The organism is Nonomuraea sp. NPDC048826, from assembly GCF_043198225.1.
Lineage (GTDB): Bacteria > Actinomycetota > Actinomycetes > Streptosporangiales > Streptosporangiaceae > Nonomuraea.
Map to the genome: position 1 here is coordinate 20,331 of NZ_JBICUQ010000015.1, position 22,316 is coordinate 42,646.

At 72.0% G+C, this 22,316-nt stretch carries 21 protein-coding genes; 15 read left to right on the forward strand and 6 right to left on the reverse strand.

Annotation, left to right across the window (positions count from 1 at the left end; all coding sequences use genetic code 11):
• The first annotated feature begins 13 nt into the window (after window positions 1-13).
• Window positions 14-847: a MurR/RpiR family transcriptional regulator gene (locus ACGFI7_RS39755; protein ID WP_393414332.1), complete on the forward strand. Its 834-nt coding sequence runs from the start codon at window positions 14-16 to the stop codon at window positions 845-847.
• Here ACGFI7_RS39755 and ACGFI7_RS39760 read toward each other — a convergent pair.
• The 3 genes from ACGFI7_RS39760 to ACGFI7_RS39770 are packed head-to-tail and all read right to left on the reverse strand — an operon-like array spanning window position 827 to window position 3,064.
• Window positions 827-1,576: an ABC transporter permease gene (locus ACGFI7_RS39760; protein ID WP_393414335.1), complete on the reverse strand. Its 750-nt coding sequence runs from the start codon at window positions 1,574-1,576 to the stop codon at window positions 827-829. The two genes, ACGFI7_RS39755 and ACGFI7_RS39760, sit on opposite strands and share 21 nt — an antisense overlap.
• Window positions 1,573-2,526: an ATP-binding cassette domain-containing protein gene (locus ACGFI7_RS39765; protein WP_393414338.1), complete on the reverse strand. Its 954-nt coding sequence runs from the start codon at window positions 2,524-2,526 to the stop codon at window positions 1,573-1,575. Before ACGFI7_RS39765 ends, ACGFI7_RS39760 begins: the two co-directional genes overlap by 4 nt.
• A gap of 7 nt (window positions 2,527-2,533) precedes the next feature.
• On the reverse strand, window positions 2,534-3,064 hold the full coding sequence (locus ACGFI7_RS39770) for a PadR family transcriptional regulator (protein ID WP_393414341.1): 531 nt from the start codon (window positions 3,062-3,064) through the stop codon (window positions 2,534-2,536).
• 55 nt (window positions 3,065-3,119) lie between these two features.
• Between ACGFI7_RS39770 and ACGFI7_RS39775 the strand changes: the two genes are divergently transcribed.
• From ACGFI7_RS39775 to ACGFI7_RS39840, 14 genes are all read left to right on the forward strand, one after another.
• A complete protein-coding gene (locus tag ACGFI7_RS39775) occupies window positions 3,120-3,806 on the forward strand; it encodes an SDR family oxidoreductase (protein ID WP_393414344.1) in 687 nt (228 codons plus the stop codon).
• A gap of 26 nt (window positions 3,807-3,832) precedes the next feature.
• The gene (locus ACGFI7_RS39780; protein WP_393414347.1) at window positions 3,833-5,017 is read left to right on the forward strand and encodes an allantoate amidohydrolase; all 1,185 of its coding nucleotides are present in this window, start codon (window positions 3,833-3,835) and stop codon (window positions 5,015-5,017) included.
• Window positions 5,008-6,330: a formimidoylglutamate deiminase gene (locus ACGFI7_RS39785; protein WP_393414350.1), complete on the forward strand. Its 1,323-nt coding sequence runs from the start codon at window positions 5,008-5,010 to the stop codon at window positions 6,328-6,330. The genes ACGFI7_RS39780 and ACGFI7_RS39785 overlap by 10 nt, the downstream gene beginning before the upstream one ends.
• 17 nt (window positions 6,331-6,347) lie before the next feature.
• A complete protein-coding gene (gene hutI, locus ACGFI7_RS39790) occupies window positions 6,348-7,496 on the forward strand; it encodes an imidazolonepropionase (RefSeq protein ID WP_393414353.1) in 1,149 nt (382 codons plus the stop codon).
• A 103-nt stretch (window positions 7,497-7,599) separates the two neighbouring features.
• Window positions 7,600-8,541: an RNA polymerase sigma factor RpoD/SigA gene (locus tag ACGFI7_RS39795; RefSeq protein ID WP_393414356.1), complete on the forward strand. Its 942-nt coding sequence runs from the start codon at window positions 7,600-7,602 to the stop codon at window positions 8,539-8,541.
• 141 nt (window positions 8,542-8,682) lie between these two features.
• Window positions 8,683-9,453, forward strand: coding sequence for an MOSC domain-containing protein (locus tag ACGFI7_RS39800; protein WP_393414359.1), 771 nt, complete (start codon window positions 8,683-8,685; stop codon window positions 9,451-9,453).
• 187 nt (window positions 9,454-9,640) lie between these two features.
• Complete coding sequence (locus tag ACGFI7_RS39805) at window positions 9,641-10,954, forward strand: ammonium transporter (RefSeq protein ID WP_393414361.1); 1,314 nt, start codon at window positions 9,641-9,643, stop codon at window positions 10,952-10,954.
• Window positions 10,951-11,289 (forward strand): P-II family nitrogen regulator, encoded by a 339-nt coding sequence (locus ACGFI7_RS39810; protein ID WP_393414364.1) that lies wholly within the window; start codon window positions 10,951-10,953, stop codon window positions 11,287-11,289. Before ACGFI7_RS39805 ends, ACGFI7_RS39810 begins: the two co-directional genes overlap by 4 nt.
• A 13-nt stretch (window positions 11,290-11,302) precedes the next feature.
• Complete coding sequence (locus tag ACGFI7_RS39815) at window positions 11,303-13,546, forward strand: [protein-PII] uridylyltransferase (RefSeq protein WP_393414367.1); 2,244 nt, start codon at window positions 11,303-11,305, stop codon at window positions 13,544-13,546.
• A gap of 136 nt (window positions 13,547-13,682) precedes the next feature.
• Window positions 13,683-16,616: a nitrate- and nitrite sensing domain-containing protein gene (locus tag ACGFI7_RS39820; protein WP_393414370.1), complete on the forward strand. Its 2,934-nt coding sequence runs from the start codon at window positions 13,683-13,685 to the stop codon at window positions 16,614-16,616.
• A gap of 22 nt (window positions 16,617-16,638) precedes the next feature.
• On the forward strand, window positions 16,639-17,061 hold the full coding sequence (locus ACGFI7_RS39825) for a roadblock/LC7 domain-containing protein (RefSeq protein ID WP_393414372.1): 423 nt from the start codon (window positions 16,639-16,641) through the stop codon (window positions 17,059-17,061).
• Between the two features lie 27 nt (window positions 17,062-17,088).
• On the forward strand, window positions 17,089-17,451 hold the full coding sequence (locus ACGFI7_RS39830; RefSeq protein ID WP_364293699.1) for a DUF742 domain-containing protein: 363 nt from the start codon (window positions 17,089-17,091) through the stop codon (window positions 17,449-17,451).
• On the forward strand, window positions 17,432-18,007 hold the full coding sequence (locus ACGFI7_RS39835) for an ATP/GTP-binding protein (protein WP_393414375.1): 576 nt from the start codon (window positions 17,432-17,434) through the stop codon (window positions 18,005-18,007). The genes ACGFI7_RS39830 and ACGFI7_RS39835 overlap by 20 nt, the downstream gene beginning before the upstream one ends.
• A gap of 83 nt (window positions 18,008-18,090) precedes the next feature.
• Entirely contained in the window at window positions 18,091-18,930 is an 840-nt protein-coding gene (locus ACGFI7_RS39840; protein WP_393414378.1) for a hypothetical protein, read from the forward strand.
• 16 nt (window positions 18,931-18,946) lie between these two features.
• On the opposite strand, the gene ACGFI7_RS39845 is transcribed toward ACGFI7_RS39840, so the two are convergent.
• From ACGFI7_RS39845 to ACGFI7_RS39855, 3 genes are read right to left on the reverse strand one after another with little or no spacing between them, the layout of a single operon-like run.
• Window positions 18,947-19,711: a TetR/AcrR family transcriptional regulator gene (locus ACGFI7_RS39845; RefSeq protein WP_393414381.1), complete on the reverse strand. Its 765-nt coding sequence runs from the start codon at window positions 19,709-19,711 to the stop codon at window positions 18,947-18,949.
• A gap of 29 nt (window positions 19,712-19,740) precedes the next feature.
• Window positions 19,741-21,372 carry a choline dehydrogenase gene (gene betA, locus ACGFI7_RS39850; RefSeq protein WP_393414384.1) on the reverse strand — a complete coding sequence of 544 codons (1,632 nt, stop codon included), beginning with the start codon at window positions 21,370-21,372 and terminating at the stop codon, window positions 19,741-19,743.
• Window positions 21,369-22,304 (reverse strand): ABC transporter substrate-binding protein, encoded by a 936-nt coding sequence (locus ACGFI7_RS39855; RefSeq protein WP_393414387.1) that lies wholly within the window; start codon window positions 22,302-22,304, stop codon window positions 21,369-21,371. Before ACGFI7_RS39855 ends, betA begins: the two co-directional genes overlap by 4 nt.
• Window positions 22,305-22,316: the final 12 nt, after the last annotated feature.

The window sequence follows — 22,316 nt, forward strand, 5'->3', positions numbered from 1 at the left end:
TGTTGAAGGAGGAGTGACGGGCGCATACCACAGCGGGTTGGACAAGCTGCTCGACGGCCGCAGGCTGTCGCCGGTGCAGCGGAGGATCGCGCATTACCTGTCCGAGAACCTGGAGGAGGCCATCTTCCTGTCGAGCGTCGAGCTGGCCGACCGGGCGGGGGTGAGCCAGCCGTCCGTGACCAGGTTCGCCACGGTGCTCGGCTTCGCCGGCTATCCGGAGCTGCGCCAGGCGCTGCGCCCGCTGGTGCTCGGCGGGCCGCCGGAGGAGCAGCAGGAGAGCCTGATCAAAGGGGCCATCGACCGCGAGATCAGAAACCTGACCGCGGTGCGCGACCGGCTGCCGTCGCTGCCGCTGAAGGAGCTGGGCGAGTGCCTGGCCGCCGCTGAGCCGCTGCCCGTGCTGGGGCTGCGGGTGTCGGCCGGGCTGGCCACCACGTTCGCGTACTACACCCGCCGCATCCACCCCGACGTGCGGCTGCTCGCGCACGGCGGGTCGGAGCTGATCGACGGGCTGCACACCGCCCGCCGCGCCGGGGCCGAGTGGCTGGTCGCCGTGGTGCTCCCGCGCTATCCGGTCGAGGTGATGAACGCGCTGGAGTACGCGGGCAAGCTGGGCTACCGGGTGGCCGCGATCTGCGACCGGCCCGACTTCCCCGCGGAGGTGGTGCTGGACGCGCCGGTGGGCGACCGGCTGGTGTTCGACTCGCACGCGGCGCCGCTGGCCCTGGCCATGGCCCTGGTGGAGGCCATGGCCGACGCGGCGCCGCTGCGCACGCAGGCGCGGCTGGAGGAGTACGAGCGGATGACGGACGAGACCGGCACCTTCCTAACCGGTGAGCTTCCTTAGCGACCGCACCGACCAGGTCACGGTCAGCGCCGCCAGGCCCAGCATGATGGCGAAGGCGAGCGGGATCGACAGGTCGGTCAGGTTGCCGGCGAACAACGCCCGCCCGGCCTCGACCGGGTGGTAGAAGGGCGTGAACCAGGCGACCCGCTCCAGCCAGTCGGGCCCGAGCGCCATCGGCAGCAGCGCCCCCGACAGCAGCATGAGCGGCAGCGCGAAGAACTGCATGATCTGCCCCATCGCGTTCTCGTCGCCCAGGCTGAGCGCCAGCCCGTAGGCGACGCCGGAGGAGAACAACCCCGTGACGGCCAGCAGGAGCAGCGTGAGCACCAGCCCCGCCAGGCCGATCCGCATCCCCATGAGCACGGCGATGAGGATGACCATGAGCGACTGGACCACCAGCACGGCCACGTCGCGCAGCATCCGGCCGAGCACGATCGAGGGCCGCCAGGTCGGGGTGACCGCGATCCGCTCCAGCACGCCGCTGCGCATCTCGTAGATCGTCCCGTACGCGACGCCCATCGTGCCGAACAGCGCGGTGATGACGAGCATGCCGGGCGCGAACATGATGAGCGCCTCGCCGAGGTCGCCGCCGTAGGCCATGCCGGCGAAGAGCGGCGCGAACAGCAGCAGGTACATGACCGGCTGCATGATGCCGAACAGCGGCCAGATCGGGTTGCGGAAGGTGTTGCGCAGCTCGTGGCCGAGGAAGAGGCCGGTGTCCCTGATCATGCTTCGGCTCCCGTGTCGCGGAGGGATCGGCCGGTCTTGGCCAGGAAGACGTCGTCGAGCGTGGCCCTGTCGAGCGAGATGGAGGACAGGACGAGCCGCTCCTCCTGCAACGCCCGCAGCAGGCTGGGCAGGGTGTGCTCGCCGTCGTCGACGTAGACGCGCAGCACCCCCTCGTCCACCCGGGTGTCCTTGGCGAGCGGGGCGAGCGTCGCGGCGGCCCGCCCGGGATCGTCGAGGCGGAGCGTCACCACGTCGCCGGAGACCTCCCGTTTGAGCTCGGCCGGGGTGCCCTCGGCCACGACGACGCCGTGGTCGACGATCGCCAGCCGGTCACAGAGCGCGTCAGCCTCCTCCAGGTAGTGGGTGCTGAGCAGGACGCTGGTGCCCTGCTCGCTCAGCTCCCTGATGCGGTCCCACAGGTTGGCCCGGTTCTGCGGGTCGAGGCCGGTGGTGGGCTCGTCGAGGAAGAGCAGCGGGGGCGTGTGGACCAGCCCGAGCGCGATGGCCACCCGCCGCTTCTGGCCGCCGGACAGCGTGCGGCCCGGCCGGTCGGCGATGTCGGCCAGGTCGAACCTCTTGAGCACCCGGTCGGCCGCCGCCGCGGCGTCGGCGACCCCGTACAGCTTGGCCGCGAACGTCACCTGGGCGCGCGGCGAGTTCTGCTCCTCCACGCCGCCGGCCTGGCTGACGTAGCCGAGGGCGCGGCGGATCGCGGCGGGCTCCTTCAGCAGGTCGTGGCCGGCGATGACGGCGGTGCCCGCGTCGGGCCTGATGAGGGTGGCGAGCATCCGGATCGTGGTCGTCTTGCCCGCGCCGTTGGGGCCGAGCACGCCGAAGATCTCGCCCTCCTTCACCTCCAGGCCGACGCCGCGTACGGCCTCGACGGTCTGCACGCCTTTGCGGCTACGCGAGGTGAAGGTCTTCTTTAACCCCTTCGCGTCAATGATCATGCTTCTCCTAGGGAAGCTCGTCGCTTTCGACCTTGGCCAGCGCCTGCCGGCACCAGTCGAGCTGCGCCCGCAGCATGGCCGTGTTGAGCCGGAGCGTCTCGTCGATGTGGCGGGGGGCGCCGAAGCGCTGTTTGGTGCCGTACGACCGATCGGCGCCGGCGATCGTGAGCTCCAGGAGCGCGCTCCGGCTCTGGAGCGCGCTCACCAGGGTCTCCTTGTCGAGATGGTTCATGAACGTGAGCGCCACCTGGAACGGGTCGACGATCGGCATCAGCTCGTGCCAGAACGTCAGGAGCAGGCGGTGGAACTCGAACCGGCCGTCTTCGGTCATGGCGTAGACGGTGGCGCCGCCCTTGCCCGTCTCCACCACTTCCAGGAGCCCTTCGTCGGCCATCTTGCCGAGCCCGTGGTAGATCGAGCCGAACTTCACGCTCGCCCAGCTGTCGGCGCCCCAGGTCTCCAGGTGGCGGCGGACCTGGTAGCCGTTGCGCGGGCCGTCGAGGAGGGTGCCGAGGATCAGGATGCGGGTCGTGGACACCGCTCAAGTTTGAGTACAAATTTGAGCATCTGTCAACCGTGAAAGGCTGCTGTCCATGAGTGAACGACCCACGGCCCTGATCACGGGCGCCTCTCGCGGGGTGGGCGCCGCCGTAGCGCGCGTCCTCGCCCCGACCCACGACGTGCTGCTCGGCGGGCGCGACAGGAAGGCGCTGGACGAGGTGGCGGCCGGGCTGCCCGGCGCGCGGGCGTGGCCGGTGGAGCTGACCGAGGTCACCGAGGCGGACGTGGCGGACATCGACCGGCTCGACGTGCTCGTCCACAGCGCGGGCGTGACCACGCTGGGCCGGATCGGCGAGCTGCCCGTCTCGGTGTGGCGCGACACGATGCAGGTCAACCTCTTCGCGGTGGCCGAGCTGACCAGGCTGCTGCTGCCCGCGCTGCGCCGGGCGGGCGGCCACGTGCTCTGCGTCAACTCCGGTTCGGGCCAGCGGGCCAATCCGGGCTGGGGGGCGTACGCGGCCAGCAAGTTCGCGCTGCGGGCCTTCGCCGACGCGCTCCGCCAGGAGGAGCCGGAGCTGCGGGTGACCACGGTCTACCCGGGCCGGATCGACACCGACATGCAGCGGAGCGTGCGCGAGCAGGAGGGCGGCGACTACCAGCCCGACCGCTACCTCACCGCCGAGACCGTGGCCCGCGCGGTGCTGGCGGCGGTCACCGCCGGGCCTGACGCGCACCTGACCGAGCTGACGATCCGGCCGAGCGCCGGGCCGGTCACCTGAATAGATCCATTCACTAGAGTGGGTGCATGCTCGACGCACTCGCGCACGTGGGGCGCGACCCCGCCACCGGCGGCTACGTCCGGGACGCCTGGTCCGGCGCCGATCTGGAGCTGCGCTCCTGGTTCGCCGACGAGGCCGCGCGCCGGGGTCTGGACCTGACCGAGGACCGCAACGGCAACCTGTGGGCCTGGTGGGGCGACCCGTCCGCGGAGCCGGGCGTGGTCACCGGCAGCCATCTCGACTCCGTGCGCCAGGGCGGGGCCTACGACGGGCCGCTGGGCGTGGTGTCCGCCTTCGCCGCCCTCGACCTGCTGCGCGAACGGGGGTTCCGGCCGGGCCGGGCGCTCGGGGTCGCCTGCTTCACCGACGAGGAGGGCGCCAGGTTCGGCGTGCCGTGCGTGGGGTCGCGGCTGCTCACCGGGGCGCTGACGCCGGAGCGGGCGCTCCGCCTGACCGACGACCGCGGCGACACCCTGGCCGACGTCCTCACCCGGGCGGGCCGCGACCCGCGCGCGCTCGGGCCCGACCCGGAGACGCTGGCCAGGGTGGGGACGTTCGTCGAGCTCCACGTCGAGCAGGGCAAGGGCCTGGTCGACCTGGACCGGCCCGTCGGCGTCGGGCTCTCCATCCGGCCGCACGGGCGGTGGCGGTTCGACCTGCGGGGACGCGCCGACCACGCCGGCACCACCCGGCTGGCCGACCGCGACGACCCGATGCTGCTGCTGGCCCGCCTGGTGCTCGCCGCCCGCGAGGCCGCCGCCCGGCACGAGGTGGTGGCGACCGTGGGCAAGGTGCTGGTCACGCCCAACAACGCCAACGCCGTCCCGGGCCACGTCGCCGCCTGGCTCGACGCGCGGGGGCCGGGCGAGGAGAGCGTGCGCGCCCTCGTACGCGAGCTGACCGCGCGACTCGCCGAGGAGGAAACACCCCGGGGTCGGGTCGAGGTGCGGGAGGAGTCGTGGACCCCGCTCGTGGAGTTCGGGCGGGAGCTGCGGGAACGGGTCGCCGGGGCGGCGGGGGAGGCGCCGGTGCTGGCGACCGGGGCCGGGCACGACGCCGGGATCCTCGCCGCCGCGGGGGTGCCCGCCGCCATGCTGTTCGTACGGAACCCCACCGGCGTGTCCCATTCACCCGAGGAGCACGCCGAGGAGGCAGACTGCCGGGCAGGCGTGATCGCGTTGGCCGACGTGCTGGAGGAGCTGTGCCGCTGACCTACTGGTGCGAGCGCGCCTGGCTGCCCGACGGCCTGACCGACAGCGTGCTCGTGGAGATCGACGGGGCCCGGATCGCGAGCGTCACCCAGGGCGAGCCCGGCGAGGCCCGCCGGCTGCCGGGGCTGACCATCCCCGGGCTGGCCGACGCCCACTCCCACGCCTTCCACCGGGCGTTGCGCGCCGCCACCCAGACCGGCCGGGGAGACTTCTGGACGTGGCGTGACCGCATGTACGAGATCGCCGGCCGGCTCGACCCGGAGTCTTACCTGAGGCTGGCGCGAGCGGTGTACGCGGAGATGGCGCTGGCCGGCGTCACCTGTGTGGGCGAGTTCCACTACCTGCACCACGCCCCCGGCGGGGCCTCGTACGACGACCCGAACGCGATGGGGCACGCGCTGATCGCGGCGGCCCGTGAGGCGGGGCTGCGGATCGCGCTCATCGACGCCTGCTACCTGGCCGGCGGGCCCGGGGTCGCGCTCGCGGGCACGCAGCTGCGGTTCGGCGACGGCGACGCCGACGGGTGGGCGACGCGGGCGGAGGCGCTGGCCGCCGCCTACGAGGGGCAGCCGGACGTGGAGATCGGCGCGGCCGTCCACTCGGTGCGCGCCGTGCCGCCCGAGCAGATGCCGGTGGTGGTGGAGTTCTCCCGCAGGCACGCCGCGCCGCTGCACGCGCACGTCTCCGAGCAGCGGGCCGAGAACGACGCCTGCGTGGCGGCGTACGCGGCCACGCCCGTGCAGGTGCTGCACGAGCACGGCGTGCTGGGGCCGCGCTCGACGGCCGTGCACGCCACCCACCTGTCTGCGGTGGACGTGGAGCTGCTCGGCCACTCGCGCACCCACCTGTGCATGTGCCCGACGACCGAGCGGGAGCTGGCCGACGGGATCGGGCCCGCGCGCGCGGTGTTCGACCGCGGCTCGCCGCTGACGCTCGGCTCCGACAGCCACGCGGTGATCGACCTGTTCGAGGAGGCGCGCGCCGTCGAGCTGAACGCGCGGCTGGCGACCGAGCGGCGCGGCCACTGGTCCGCCGCCGAGCTGCTCACCGCCGCCACCGCCGCGGGCCACACCTCGCTCGGCTTCCCGGACGCGGGGCTGCTGGTGCCGGGCGCGTGGGCCGACCTGGTGACCGTACGGACGGACACGGTGCGCACGGCGGGCGCGGCCGGGCTGGAGGCGGTGGTGTTCGCGGCGACGGCGGCCGACGTGCGCGCGGTCGTCTCGGGCGGCCGCCAGGTGGTCGACGAAGGCCGTCACGTGCTCGGCGACGTCGGCGCGCTGCTGGCCGAGGCGATCGGGGAGCTGCGGTGAGCGATGGGGGAGAGGCGATGAGGACGACGTTGATCGACGGGATCGGGCTGCTCTACACCGGCGACCCGGAGCGCGAGGAGATCGAGGGCGCCGCCCTGGTGATCGAGGACGGCCGGGTCGCCTGGACCGGCGAGGCCGGGCGGGCGCCCGACGCCGACGAGCGGGTGGACGCCGCCGGCCGGTGCGTCATCCCGGGGTTCGTCGACAGCCACGCGCACCTGGTCTTCGCCGGTGACCGGACGGCCGAGTTCGGCGCCCGCATGTCCGGCGAGGCGTACACCGGCGGCGGCATCCGCACCACGGTCGCCGCCACCCGCGCCGCGAGCGACGCCGAGCTGGCCGCCCGCGCCGCCGCGCTGGTGGCGGAGATGAACGCGCAGGGCACCACCACCGTGGAGATCAAGAGCGGCTACGGCCTGACCGTCGAGGACGAGCGCCGCTCGCTGGAGATCGCCGCGGCGCTGACCGCCGAGACGACGTTCCTGGGCGCCCACGTGGTGCCCGCCGGCGCCGATCCCGACGCGTACGTGCGGCTGGTCACCGGCGAGATGCTGCGGGCGTGCGCCCCGTACGCGAAGTGGGTGGACGTGTTCTGCGAGCGCGGCGCGTTCGACGGCGACCAGACCAGGGAGATCCTCACCGCCGGGATCAAGGCGGGGCTGCGCGGCCGGGTGCACGCCAACCAGCTCGGCGAAGGGCCAGGGGTGCGGATCGCGTGCGAGCTGGGCGCCGCGTCGGCCGACCACTGCACCCACCTGACCGACGCCGACGTGGACGCGCTCGCCACGTCGGGCACGGTGGCGACGCTGCTGCCCGGGGCCGAGTTCTCCACCCGCTCGCCGTACCCCGACGCCAGGAGGCTGATCGACGCCGGGGTGACGGTCGCGCTGGCCACCGACTGCAACCCCGGCTCCTCCTACACCTCGTCCATGCCGTTCTGCGTCGCGCTGGCCGTGCGGGAGATGCGGATGACGCCGCTGGAGGCGGTCCGGGCGGCGACCAGGGGCGGGGCGCACGCGCTCGGCCGGGCGGACGTAGGCTGGGTGGGTCCGGGCAGTCGCGCGGACCTCGTCGTCCTCCGAGCGCCCTCCTACGTACACCTTGCCTACCGCCCTGGCGTCCCCCTTGTTCACCAGGTGTTCCGCGGCGGTCTCCTCCTTGAGTAGGACATCCAGAACCGTTCCGTGGTCGTAGTTCTTGAGGGAATCTTTGCCTGCGCCCGTACGTTGGCGGGGTATAGAACGCAGCTGCGGAACGAGGTGCCTGGGGATGGCAAGGCCTACGGGGAGTCGCGCACAGGAGCAGCACGTCGCGGATCGAGATCTGCTGGGGACCTACCTGGCGGAGATCGGCAGGGTCCCGCTGCTCACCGCGGAGGAGGAAGTGGAGCTCGCCAAACGGATCGAGGCGGGTCTTTTCGCCGAACAGTTGCTTGACAGCGGAGGGTCGGAGCCGCGGATCGGGGACGCGGCCGACGAGGAGCTGGAGCGGCTGGCGATCTCGGGTCAGCGGGCCAAGGACGAGTTCATCCAGGCCAACCTGCGCCTGGTGGTGGCCGTCGCCCGTAAGTACTCGGGGCGCGGGATGCCGTTGATCGACTTGGTTCAGGAAGGCAACCTCGGCCTGGTGCGGGCGGTCGAGAAGTTCGACTACCGGCGGGGTTACAAGTTCTCGACCTACGCCACGTGGTGGATCCGGCAGTCGGTCGGGCGGGCCATCCACGAGCAGGCCAGGCCCGTGCGGCTGCCCACGCACGCCGGGGAGCAGATGACCCGGCTGATGCGGGTGCGCCGCGACATGCTGGCGGAGTTCGACGCCGAGCCCACCGACGACGACCTCGCGAAGATCCTCGACCTGCCCATCGAGCGCGTACGGGAGCTGCGCCGCTGGGCGTCCGACCCGGTGTCGCTCCAGCTGGGCGTGGGCGACGAGGACGAGACCGAGCTGGGCGACATGATCGCCGACGAGACCTGGGCCGACCCGGAGCAGCAGGCGATCGACATCCTGGAGCGCGAGCGGCTCGACCAGTGGCTGACCGGCCTGGAGGGCGACACGCGCGACATGCTGCGCTGGCGTTACGGGCTGGTGGACGGGCGCGAGCACACCCTCACCGAGGTGGGCGAGCGCTACGGCATCGGCCGTGACCGCGCCCGCCGGATCGAGCGCGACGCGCTGGCCCGGCTGCGCCGCATGGCCGACGCCGCCGCCTGATCTCTCACACCGCGTTCCCGCCGAGGCCGGTCCCTTCGGGGGCCGGCCTCGGCGCTTGTCCGGACACTCCCGGGATGTCTTCCTTCTCCTGGAGAGCACCCGGTCTCCGTCGTCGAGCTGGGGGGACGTAGGCTCGCAGGCATGATCTTGACGACCATCAGCCGTTATCCGGTCAAGTCGATGCTGGGTGAGGACGTCGCGGCCGTGCGGGTGACCGAGCGCGGGCTGGACGGGGACCGGGTCAGGGCCGTGCTCGACCTGGAGACGGGGAAGATCGCCAGCGCCAAGAACCCGAGACTCTGGCGCGGCCTGCTGGCCCTGAACGGCGGCGCGGTCCCCGGCGACCAGGAACTGTCCAAGCTGCTGGGCCGCGAGGTGCGGGTGGTGGACGTGCCGCCGCGCGACGCGGAACTGGAACGGTCGGTGCCGGAGGAAGTGCTGGGCCAGGGCGTCGACGCCGACGTGGACTTCACCATCACCCGGCTCGGCGGGGCCGCTCCCGAGGGCACGTTCTTCGACTTCGCGCCCGTCCATCTGATCACCACGTCGTCGCTGGCCGCGATCGCCGAGCTGAGCCCGCGCGGGACGGTGGAGACCGCCCGCTACCGGCCCAACCTGGTGATCGGGACGGACGAGCCCGGGTTCGTGGAGAACGACTGGGTGGGCGCCGAGCTGGAGATCGGCGCCGAACTGGTCCTCGGCGTCATCGCGCCCACCCCGCGCTGCGCCGTGCCGACGCTGGCGCACGGCGAGTCGCCGCGCGACCCCGAGGCGCTGCGCACGGTGGCCCGGCACAACCGCATCGACGCGCTCGGCTCCGGACCGCAGCCCTGTGCGGGCGTGTACGCGCGGGTGCTGCGCCCCGGCACCGTCGCCACCGGCGACCCGGTGCGGCTGCGTCGCACCGGGTGATACGCGACACGCCCGGGACACGCCCGGGTGGCCCGAAAAGCGCCCAAACAGCAGCAGTGAGGTGACCGAAACTCTCCCGAAACACCAGTGCGGCGAGATTCACGAATGCGAAACACACCTGGTCGAGCGCCGAAACCGGGGCCGAACACGCTGTGGCAATCACGTCACACTTAAGGAGGGTCGCGTCGTGCAGATCGATACTGGCACCACGGCCTGGATGCTCACGGCCACTGCGCTGGTGCTGTTGATGACTCCTGGTCTCGCCCTGTTCTACGGCGGCATGACCAGGGCCAAGAGCGTCCTGAACATGATGATGATGTCGTTCGCCGCGATCATCGTCGTCACCGTACTCTGGCTGTTTTACGGGCACTCCCTGGCATTCACGGAGAACCCGGTGTCGGCGATCAACAACTTCGTCGGCGGGTTCGACGCGCTGGGGCTCCAGAGCCTCGTCGACACGGCCACCGCTGACGACGGCTCGGGCATGCCCAGCCTCGTCTTCTCGGCCTTCCAGCTGACGTTCGCCATCATCACCGTCGCGCTGATCAGCGGCGCGATCGCGGACCGCGCGAAGTTCGGCGCCTGGGTGCTGTTCGCGGCCGTCTGGGCGACGATCGTCTACTTCCCCGTCGCCCACTGGGTCTGGGGCGGCGGCTGGCTCAACACGATGGGCATCGAGGACTTCGCCGGCGGCACCGTCGTGCACATCAACGCCGGAGCCGCGGCGCTCGCCCTGGCCCTGGTCATCGGCAAGCGGCAGGGCTGGCGCAAGGAGCCGATGCGGCCGCACAACCTCACGCTCGTCCTGCTGGGCGCGGCTCTGCTGTGGTTCGGCTGGTTCGGCTTCAACGCCGGCTCCGAGCTCGTCGTCGACGGCATCGCCGGTCTCGCCTTCATGAACACCCAGCTCGCCACCGCCATCGCGGCCGGCGCCTGGATCGTGGTGGAGAAGCTCCGCGACGGCCACGCGACCAGCCTCGGCGTCGCCTCCGGCGCGGTCAGCGGCCTCGTCGCCATCACCCCCGCCTGTGGTTTCGTCGACCCCTGGGCGGCGGCCCTGATCGGCCTCGTGGCCGGCGCCGTCTGTGCCTTCGCGGTCGGCCTGAAGTACAAGCTCAACTACGACGACTCGCTCGACGTGGTCGGCGTCCACCTGGTCGGCGGCGTGATCGGCGCCGTCGCCCTGGGCTTCGTGGCCGCCTACCCGGCCACCGACGACCAGAGCACGGGCCTCTTCTACGGCGGCGGTTTCGGGCAGCTCGGTCTGCAGGTGCTCGGCCCGGTGGCGGTCGGCCTCTACTCCTTCGTGGTCACCTGGATCCTCGGCACCATCATCAACAAGACGATGGGCTTCCGGATCCCGGCCGAGGACGAGGTCACCGGCGTCGACGTCACCACGCACGCCGAGACCGGCTACGACCTCGGCACCGTGCACGCCTCCGGCGTGACCTCCACCAACGGTTCCGTCACCTCCCCCGCTCCCAAGAAGGTGGAAGCATGAGGCTCATCACAGCCGTCATCAAGCCCTTCAAGCTCGATGACGTGAAGGCCGCCCTGGAGCAGTTCGGCATCAAGGGCATGACCGTCAGCGAGGCCAGCGGCTACGGCCGGCAGCGCGGCCACACCGAGGTCTACCGCGGCGCCGAGTACCAGGTCGACCTGGTGCCCAAGGTGCGCGTCGAGGTCCTGATCGAGGAGGACGACGCCGAGGACGTCATCGACGTCATCGTCAAGGCGGCGCAGACGGGCAAGATCGGCGACGGCAAGGTCTGGTCGGTCCCGGTCGACACCGCCGTCCGGGTGCGGACGGGAGAGCGCGGGCCGGAGGCCCTCTGACAATGGCGTCGGGGTGGAGCAGGGGGAACACGTGAGGGATGAGGCACGCTCGTACGCCGCGGCCCGCAAGGAGCGGACCACGGACACCGACCGCTGGCTCAAGGATCTCTTCCGCACGGCGAGCGACGGAGAGCAGGTCTCCTTGGTCGCCGTGGGCAGCCTGGGGCGGGGCGAGCTCGCCCCGGGCAGCGACCTGGACCTCGTCCTGCTCCACAACGGCCGTTCGGACGTCAGCCGGATAGCCGACCGCATCTGGTATCCGATCTGGGACTCCGCCATCGGTCTCGACCACTCCGTCCGCACCGTGGACGAGGCCGTGGCGGTGGCCCGCGACGATCTCAAGGCCGTGCTGGGCCTGATCCAGGCCCGACACGTGGCCGGGGACGCCGAGCTGACGAGGAGGGCCAGGGAGGCGGTGCTCGCCGAGTGGCGGGCCGACTCCCGGCGCAGGCTGGGCGAGCTGCGCGACGCGGCCGACCAGCGGGCCCAGGTCAGCGGCGAGCTGGCCTTCCTCCTCGAACCCGACCTCAAGGACGGCCGCGGCGGGCTCCGCGACGTCCAGGCGATGCAGGCCGTGGCGGCGGCCTGGGTGGCTTCCGCGCCCGGCCCCCGGGCGCGTGAGGCCCACGAGTTCATCCTCGACGTCAGGCACGCCCTGCACGTCGTCACCGCCCGCGGCACCGACAGGCTCGTGCTCCAGGAGCAGGACGCGGTGGCCGGGCTGCTCGGTCTGCTCGACGCCGAGGCGGTCATGCGCAGGCTCGCCGAGGCGGGCCGGACGATCACCCACGCCTTCGACGCGACCTGGCGCACCGTTGACAGGCTCCTGTCAGGGCCGGCCCCGCGCGGGCGGCGTCCGCTCGCCGACGGAGTGGTCGAGCACGGCGGCGAGGTGGTGCTCGCCCGGGGCGCGACCCCCCGCAAGGACCCGGTGCTGGTGCTGCGCGCCGCCGCCGCGGCGGCCGAGTCCGGGCTCCCGCTGGCCCCCGCCACCGTCTCCGTTCTCGCGGCTCAGTCGGCCCCGATGCCGGTGCCGTGGCCGGAGGAGGCGCGCGACGCGCTGGTGTCGATGCTCGGCGCCGGCCGCGCTGCCGTTCCCGTGTGGGAGGAGCTCGACCAGGCGGGGATCATTGTCAGACTCCTTCCTGACTGGGAGCGGGTGCGGCACCGCCCGCAGCGCCACCCGATCCACCGCTTCACCGTCGACCGCCACCTGATCGAGGCGGCCGCGAACGCCGCCAGCCACACCCGCGAAGTCTCCCGCCCCGACCTGTTGCTGATCTCGGCGCTCCTGCACGACATCGGCAAGGGCTGGCCCGGCGACCACTCCTCGACCGGCGAGGTCGTGGTGCGCGACATCGGCGCCCGTCTGGGGCTGCCGCCGCAGGACGTCGACATCCTGGCCACCGTGGTCCGCCACCACCTGCTGCTCCCCGAGACCGCCACCCGGCGCGACCTGGACGACCCGGTCACGATCGAGAAGGTCGCCGCCACCGTCGGCTCGCGTCAGGTGCTGGAGCTGCTGGCGGCGCTGGCCGTGGCCGACGGCAACGCCACCAGCCCGGCCGCGTGGAACACCTGGAAGGCCGGCCTGGTCGCCGACCTGGTGCGCAGGGTGCGCTCGGTGCTGTCCGGCTCGCCGCCGCCGAAGGCCCCCACGCTCTCGCCCCAGCAGGCCGCGCTGGCCCGGCACGGCGGCGGCGCGGTGCGGGTCAACGGCGGGGCGGTGACCGTGGTCGCGCCCGACCGGGCCGGCCTGCTGTGGAGCGCCGCCGGTGTGCTGGCGGCGCACCGGCTCGTGGTGCGTTCCGCCTCCGCCGCCTCGGCCGGGGCCACCGCCGTGATCGAGTTCTCCGTCATCCCCGAGTACGGCTCGCCGCCGGATCCGGCCACCCTCGAAGCCGATCTCCGCCTGGTCCTTGCCGGCCGTCTTGACATCGAGCAAAGGCTGGCCCGCCGGGTGCGGGCGATGCGCCCGGTGCGGGTGCCGGTCGCTCCGCCCAAGGTGACGCTGGTCGACGACGCTTCCGCGACCGCCACCGTGGTCGAGGTCAGGGCCCATGACAAGCCCGGTCTTCTGTGGCGCATCGGGCGGGCCTTCGGCGACTGCGGTCTTGACGTGAGAGCCGCTCGCGTAGAGACTCTCGGCGCGGAGGCGGTGGACGTGTTCTATGTGGTCGACCGTGTTGGGCGCCCCCTCAGCGACAGCACGCAGCGCAACCAGGTCCGCGACGCCGTGCTTGCCGCACTGCGATAACCAACAACACACGACACGCGGTCACCTTTGTAACGATTGTGCCCGGTTTGCACGTTACGTCAGATGCTGCGGATACCTTGTGGACGGCCTGATGACCGGTACATGGTGTCGGGATGATTGAGGGGTAACGGGAGCAGTGACTACGGGGAACTCCGAGGGCGGCGCCGCCGCGAGACGCGACCGCGCCAAACGCGCGCTGCCGCGGCTGGCGCTGCGCAACTGGCGAGTGCGATGGCGGCTGACCGCGCTCGTCCTCGTCCCGACCATCGCCGGCGTCGTGCTCGGGGGAGCGCGCGTGGTGGAGTCCGTGCAGAGCGTCGCCGCCTTCGACCGCACCGCTGTGGCGGCCGAGCAGGCGGGCCGCATCCGCCAACTGGTGCAGGCGCTGGGTCTGGAGCGTGACACCGGTGGCTGGCACAACGCCGCCAGGTCCCAGCGCAAGCGGCTGGAGCAGCCGTACAAGGAGCGCAAGGCGGAGGTCGACCGGCTGGTCAAGGCCGTCAGGACCGACCTCGGCGCGATGGACGAGTCCTACGGCGACCGCGTCACCCAGGTCGTCGACCGCGCCCACATCGACCTGAACAACCTGGCCAAGACCAGGGCCGAGGGTCAGCGCGACACGACCCGCTACGACACGCTGCTCGACACGCTGCTGCGCCTGCACGACGAGCTGAGCCTGCTCAGCGAGGACTCCGAGATCGTCGGCCAGTTCCGCGCGCTGAGCGCGCTGACCAGGGCCAAGGAGCAGGTCTCCCGCCAGCGTGCCCAGCTGCTGCGCGGCTACTACAACGCCGACAGCGTGGACGCCAAGGAAGTCGAGCGGTTCATCGCGGCCAACGCCGCCCAGCGCAGCCAGATCCAGACCGTGACCCAGGAGGCGGGCGCCCAGGTCGGCATGGAGCTGCAGCGCGCGCTGACCATCCCCGAGTACTACAACAGCGAGCTGACCAAGTCCCGCGCCGTCACGCTGGCCAGCGGCCGCGCGCCCGGCGTGCGCATCAGGGACAACCTGCTCGCCTCGACCGACCCCGAGACGGCGCCGCCGGACCAGTGGTTCGACGACAACAGCAAGGTCATCGCCGCGCTCGGCTCGGTGGAGAGCTCGCTCGCCGAGCGGGTGGCGCTGCGGTCGCAGGAGCTGCGCGACGCCGAGATCCGCGACGCGATCATCCTCGGCGCGCTGATCCTCGGGCTGCTGCTGCTCGTCCTGCTGCTCACCGTCGCCATCGCCCGCTCGATGGTCACCCCGCTGCGCCGCCTGCGCACCGAGGCCCTGGAGATCGCCGGCTTCCGGCTGCCCGACGTGGTGCGCCAGCTGCGCGTCTCCGGTGAGACCACCGCACCCGAGGTGCGCCCGATCGACGTCGCGGGAAACGACGAGATCGGTGAAGTGGCCCGCGCCTTCGACCAGGTGCACCGCCAGGCGGTGCGGCTGGCCGGCGAGGAGGCCGAGCTGCGCGGCAACATCAGCGCCATGTTCGTCAACCTCTCGCGCCGCACCCAGACGCTGGTCGAAAGGCAGATCTCGCTGATCGACGGCCTGGAGAAGGGCGAGCAGGACGGCGGCCGGCTGGCCGACCTGTTCAAGCTCGACCACCTGGCCACCCGCATGCGCCGCAACTCCGAGAACCTCCTGGTCCTCGCCGGCCACGAGCCCACCCGCCGGCGCAGCCAGCCGGCCAAGCTGGTCGACGTGGTGCGCGCCGCGCTGTCGGAGGTCGAGGGGTACGAGCGCGTGCAGGTCAAGGTGCACCGCGCCACCTCGGTGCTCGGCAGCGTCGCCAACGACCTCGTCCACCTGGTCGCCGAGCTGGTGGAGAACGCGCTGCAGTTCTCCCCGAGCAACGCCCAGGTCTCCGTCTCCAGCAGCCTCATCGAGGGCGGCGGCGCCCTGCTGTCGGTCACCGACAGCGGCATCAGCATGACCGAGGAGGAGCTGGCCGAGGCCAACCGCCGGCTGGCCGAGCCGCCGGTCGTGGACGTGTCGGTGTCGCGGCGCATGGGTCTGTTCGTGGTCGGCCGGCTGGCGCTGCGCCACGGCATCCGGGTGCAGCTGCGCCGGGGCGAGGGCACCGGGCTGATCGCCATGGTGCTGATCCCGCCGGCGCTCATCCAGGACGCCACCAGGCAGCCGCTGCCGCAGCGGCCCGCGTTCGGCGGGGGCAGCACGTCCGTCCCGCACCGCCCGCAGACGCCGGCGCAGAACGGGTTCCGCTCGTACGGCAGCCTCGACTCCTTCGACTCCGGCGCGGGCCGGCCCGCGCTGGGGCCGTTCGGCGCCGACACCGACGGGCCGCGCAACCCGTCCTTCGACTCGGGCGCGTTCCCGTCGTACCCGAGCCCGGCGCCGGGCCGGCCGCAGGGGTTCGCGCCGAACGCCTACCCGTCGTCACCGCCCGCCCAGCCGCCGGTCCAGCCGCCCGGCGGGGAACGGCCGGGTTCCTACCCGTCGTTCCCGAGCCCGTCGTCGTACTCGGGCCCGTCGTACCAGAACCCCTCGTACCCGGGCACCGAGCTGCCCCGCAGGCAGCCGCGCTCGGACTTCCCGAACCCGGATCTCCCCAGCTCGGAGGGCGCGCACGCCGCGCCGTCCGGCTACGGCACGAACGACGTGCGCAGGCCGGACCTGCCGCCCTCGGTGGACGTCTCGCCGCTGGAGGCCGAGCGGGAGGAATACCTGCCGATCTTCGCCGCGGTGGAGTCCGCCTGGTTCCGCCGGCCGCCGGAGGAGCAGACGCCGGAGAACGGCGCCAGCGAGGACAGTCCCGCGCAGCCCGTACCCTCTGTGGAGGAAACGTGGCGCACCGCCGCCGACGCCGGTTGGCAGGCGGCGGCCGCCGCGAGCGACCCGAGCCTCGGCGGCGTCACCTCCGCCGGGCTCCCCAAGCGCAAGCCGAAGGCCAACCTCGTGCCGGGATCGGCGGCTCAGCCGTCGTCCCAGCCGCAGCCTCAGGCCCAGGCTCCGCGGCCGCCGCTGTCGGCCGAGCGGGTGCGCAACCGGATGGCCAGCTTCCAGCAGGGAGTGCGCCGAGGTCGCGCCGAAGTACGTGAACAGGAGGAACGAGAGTGAGCGAGCGTCCTGAGGAGGGCGAGTGACGACCCTCAGTCATGAGGCGCACCGGTTCGACTGGCTGATCACCGAGTTCGTGCGGAACACGCCCGGAGTCGCGCATGCCGTCGTCGTGTCCGCCGACGGTCTCTGCCTGGCCGCGTCCGAGGGCTTCCCGCCGGACCGCGCCGACCAGCTCGCCGCGGTGTCGGCGGGGCTGCTGAGCCTCACCGTCGGCGCGTCCCGGGTGTTCGAGGGCGGCCCCGTCACCCAGACCGTGGTCGAGATGCAGCGCGGGCTGCTGATCGTCATGGCGATCAGCGACGGTTCGGTCCTGACCGTGCTGGCGGGGCCCGACTGCGACATGGGCCTGGTGGCGTACCAGATGACGCTGCTCGTCGACCGCGCGGGCCAGGTGCTCACGCCGGCCCTGCGCGCGGAGCTGCAAGCGGCCAGGACGCGGTGATGTGAATGGACATGAGGGGAGAGGGCCGTGTACGGGAGTGACGGGCACGGGGACGAAGAGCCCCTGTTCCGTCCGTACGCGGTAACCGGTGGCCGGTCCGAGCCGCGCTATCACCTGGCGATGGAGACGCTGATCTCGTCGATGTCCATCCCGGACGACGAGATGGCGATGCTCACTCCGGAGCAGGAAGCGATCATGCAGCTCTGCCGCTCGTTCCGGTCGGTCGCCGAGATCTCGGCCCTGCTCCGGGTCCCGCTCGGCGTGGCCCGGGTGCTGGTCGCAGACATGTCCGATGAAGGGCTCGTCCGCCTGCACGCGCCACGCCTTGAGCAGGGACAGCCAGACCTCAACATGCTTGAAAGGGTGCTCAGTGGACTTCGCAGGCTCTAGCCCCGGCCTCACCTCGACGAAGATCGTGGTCGCGGGCGGGTTCGGCGTCGGCAAGACGACGTTCGTGGGGGCGGTCTCCGAGATCCTCCCGCTGACCACCGAGGCGGTCATGACCGACGCCTCCGCGGGGATCGACGACCTCGGCCTCACGCCGCACAAGCAGACCACGACCGTGGCCATGGACTTCGGCCGCGTGTCGCTGGACCGCGACCTGATCCTCTACCTGTTCGGCACGCCGGGTCAGCACCGGTTCTGGTTCATGTGGGACGACCTGGTGCGCGGTGCGATCGGGGCCGTGGTGCTGCTCGACACCCGGCGGCTGGCCGACAGCTTCCCGGCCATCGACTACTTCGAAGAGGCGCAGCTGCCGTTCCTCGTCGGGATCAACGGCTGGGACGGGCAGTTCCCGCACACCGACCAGGAGGTGCGCGAGGCGCTGGCGCTCTCCCCGCACGTGCCGATCGTGCGCACCGACGCGCGCAACCGCGAGTCGGTCAAGGCGACGCTGATCTCGCTGGTGGAGCACGTCGTGCGGCTGCGGGCGGCGCCGGTCTAGAGGTACGGCGGATCGCCGGAAACCTGTGACCGGCGCACACTACGCTGCTAGATCTTCAGCATTGAACGTGACAAAGGGCGTGCATGGTGTGGATCGCATTGGCGGGTGGCCTGGCTGCCATCGGTGTGATCGTCTGGTCCTACAGACGCAAGGCCTCCCGGTCTGAGGAGGCGCAGCCGGAGCGGCCGGCGGAGGGCTGGGCGGCCCGGCTCGACGAGGACGCCCGGGTGGCCTTCATGGAAGGGTTACGGGCATACCAGGACAAGGTGGGCCCGCTGCGCGTGAGCGACGAGCGCGGCGTGCTGACCGTCCACGACCCGCCGCGGCTGGTGTCGCTGCACCTGCTCGCCGACCGGTTCGCCGGGCTCGGCACGGACGGGCTGCACGACCCCGAGGAGTCCGTGCGCGAGCTGGTGGCCGGCTGCGTGGCCGCCGAGCGGCCGGGCGTGCTGCACCTGCGCGCCGACTGGCTGGGCGACCAGGTCGACGGCATGGACCGGCGCGCGTTCGCGGCGGCCGTACGGGAGATCGTCTGCCCGGACGGGGCCGTGGGCGTCACCGGCTGGTCCGCCGACGAGGACGCCGGCAGCCTGGAGGTCACGCTCGCCGCCGTGGACGGCGAGGAGGGCAACACGCTCCTGCTCGACCTGGCCCGGGTGCTCGACGGCTACGAGAAGCTGCGCGCCGAGCGCCCCGGCATGCCCGCCGGTGCCCTGCTGCGCGACGTGCTCTTCGGCCTGCTGGCCGCGGACGGACCGGGGCTGACCTGGACCAGGCCGCCGGCCGAGCGCCATCGCGCGGCCCTGCTCACCGCCGACCGCCTGCCCGCCGACCGGACCCCGGCAGGCCCGCCCGCCGCCAGCCCGCCCGCGGGCGGTCCACCCGCCGGCAGCCCGCCCGCCGACCGGGCCCCGGCCACCTGATCGAGGGGCGCGGCGGTCAGCCGGTGCGGGCGTCGATCAGGGCCTGGATGCCGTCGAGCACTCGGCCGAGGCCGAACGCGAAGGCGTGCTCCGCGCTGTAGGCGCCGCCGAGCGCCTCGCCTGTCGCCTGCCCGACCCGCGCCGCCGTGGGGAAGCGCGCGGGGTCGGCGATGCGGCTGAAGAACGGCGCGTGCGCGGCCCACCACTGCTCGTCGGACATCCCGGTCTGGCTCTCCGCCTGCGCGGCCTCCACCGCGCCCCGGGCCGTGCCGTGCACGAAACCGGTGATCAGGGTGATCACCGAGTCCATCTCCACGTCCGTCAGCCCGATGCCCTCGACCGCGCGCAGCTCGTAGTCGTACTTGGCCGTCACGTTGGGGCCGAGCACCGGGCGGCTGGTGGCCACCTGCAGCAGCCAGGGATGGCGCAGGTAGAGCGCCCAGTTCTCGCGGGCGATCTGCTCCAGCCGGGCCCGCCAGCCGCCGGGCACCTCCTCCGGCCTGGCCGTCTCGGCGTAGACGGTGTCGAGCATGACGTCGAGCAGCTCCGGCTTGCCCGGCACGTAGGTGTAGAGCGACATCGTGCCCACGCCGAGCCGCTCCGCCACCCGGCGCATGGACAGCCCCGCCAGCCCTTCGGCGTCGGCGACCTCGATGGCCGCGCGCACGATGCGGTCGACGCTCAGGTCGGGCTTGCCCTTGCGGCTCACGCGCTCGCTGGTGCGCCAGAGCAGCGCGAGGCTGCGCGCCGGGTCGCCTCTCCCGGTGTACTCCACTGTCATCTTACGTACGGTACACTGTACGGTTGCCGTCAGCCCGCCTGGTGGCGGTAGAAGTCGACCGGTTCGGGCGGCAGCGGCGTGTTGCCCAGGATGAGATCGGCGGCCTTCTCCGCGAGCATCATGACCGGGGCGTAGATGTTGCCGTTCGTCACGTACGGCATGACCGAGGCGTCCACCACGCGCAGCCCTCGCAGGCCGTGCACGCGCAGGGTCTCCGGGTCCACGACCGACCGCTCGTCGACGCCCATCTTGCAGGTGCACGACGGGTGCAGCGCGGTCTCGCCGTCGCGGGCCACCCAGTCCAGGATCTCCTCGTCCGTCTGCACGGACGGGCCGGGGGAGAGCTCGCCGCCGTCCAGGTCCGCCCACGCGGGCTGGGACAGGATGGCCCTGGCGTGCCTGATGGCCTCCACCCACTCGCGGCGGTCCTGCTCCGTCGACAGATAGTTGAAGCGCAGCGCGGGCTTGACCCGCGGGTCGGGGGAGGTGATGCGGACCGAGCCGCGCGCGTCGGAGTACATCGGCCCGATGTGCACCTGGTAGCCGTGGCCGCCGGCCGGCGCGGAGCCGTCGTAGCGCACCGCGATCGGCAGGAAGTGGAACATCAGGTTCGGGTAGGCCACCTCGTCGTTGGAGCGGATGAACCCGCCGGCCTCGAAGTGGTTGGTGGCCCCCGGCCCGCCGCGCAGGAACAGCCACTGGGCGCCGATGACGGGCCTGCGCCACTTGGCCAGCGACGGCTGCTGCGACACCGGCCGCGTGCACGCGTGCTGGACGTACACCTCCAGATGGTCCTGGAGGTTCTCGCCCACGCCGGGCAGGTCGTGCACCATCTCGATGCCCAGCGGCTCCAGCAGCGCGGCCGGGCCGACGCCGGAGAGCTGCAGGAGCTGCGGGGAGTTGATCGCGCCGCCGCAGACGATGACCTCGCCGGCGGTGATGCGCTCGCCGTCGCAGATCACGCCGACCGCCCGGTCGCCCTCGAAGACGATCCGCTCGACGAACGCCCGGGTCCGCACCGTCAGGTTGCGGCGGCCGCGCACCGGGTGGAGGTAGGCGCGGGCCGCGCTGAGCCGGCGGCCGCGGTGCAGGTTGCGGTCGAAGGCGGCGAAGCCTTCCTGCCGGTAGCCGTTGACGTCGTCGGTGAGGGGGTGCCCGGCCTGCTGGACGGCCTCGAAGAACGCCTGGAACAGCGGCCCTTCGGCGGGTCCGCGCTCCAGCTTGAGCGGGCCGTCGCCGCCGCGGAAGTCGGTGCCGGGGTCGGCGAGGCAGGTCTCCATCTTCTTGAAGTACGGCAGGCAGTGCGCGTAGTCCCAGCTCTTCATGCCGGGGTCGGACGCCCAGCGCTCGTAGTCGAGCGGGTTGCCGCGCTGGAAGATCATGCCGTTGATGCTGCTGGAGCCGCCCAGCACCTTGCCGCGTGCGTGGTAGACGCGCCGGCCCCGCATGTGCGGCTCGGGCTCCGACTCGTACTTCCAGTCGTAGAACCGGCTGCCGATGGGGAACATCAGCGCGGCGGGCATGTGGATGAACACGTCCCACCGCCAGTCGGCGCGCCCGGCCTCCAGCACCAGCACCGACACGGACGGATCGGCGCTCAGCCGGTTGGCCAGGGCGCAGCCGGCGGAGCCGCCGCCCACGATGACGTAGTCGTAGCTCACCGGGGGATCCAGTCCTTCCACACGATCTCGTTCTCCTCCACCCAGCGCTTCGCGGCCTCGGCGGCCGTCAGGTCCTCGTTGATCATGTCACTGGCGACCTTGTTCTGGTCGTCGTTGGTCCACTGGAAGTTCCGCACCAGCTCGTACGCCCTGCCGCCGTTCTCGGCGAACCGTTTGCTGACGATCTTGTCGAGCAGGTACGGCGGGTAGTCGCAGGCGACGCGGGCCGGGCGGGCGTCACAGCCGATGGCGTGCGGGGGCAGGTTGATCTTCACCAATTTGACCTTGGTGAAAAGCCATTGCGGCTCGTAGAAGTAGAGCAGCAACGGCGTCTTGTTCTTGGTCGCCGCCTGGGCGGCCTTGATCAACGCGTCTTCGCTGCCGGAGTAGACGACCTTGTAATCGAGCTTGAGATTCTTGACGAGCGCCTCGTCATTGGTGACGAACGAGGGATCGCCGTCGAGCACCTGACCGAGTTCGCCGGATTTCGCGGTCCTGAACAAGTTCGCGTACTTGTTCAGATTGCGCCAGTCGGTGATGTCCGGGTGTTCTTTGACCATCCACTCAGGGACGTACCATCCGATCACGCCTTTGTTGCCCGTGAGACCGGCGGAGAGCGCGACTTTCCTCTTCTCGATGTACTCCTCTTTGAGGTCGTTGTGACCCCAGTTCTCGACGATGACGTCGACCTCGCCGGTCTCGAAGCCCTTCCAGGAATCCGCTTCGGCCATCGTGCGCGTTTCCACCTTGTAGCCGAGCTGGCTCTTGAGCAGATGGGCCAGCACGGCGGCCTGGGCCTCGTAGCCGACCCAGCCGTGGATGTCGATCTTGACCGTCTTGACGGCGGCGGACTGCGTGGACGGCTCCTCGCCCGTACAGGCGGTCAGGAGCAGGGCCAGCGCGAGCGGCCCGGCGAGAATCTTCGTTCGCATGAGGGTCTCCGG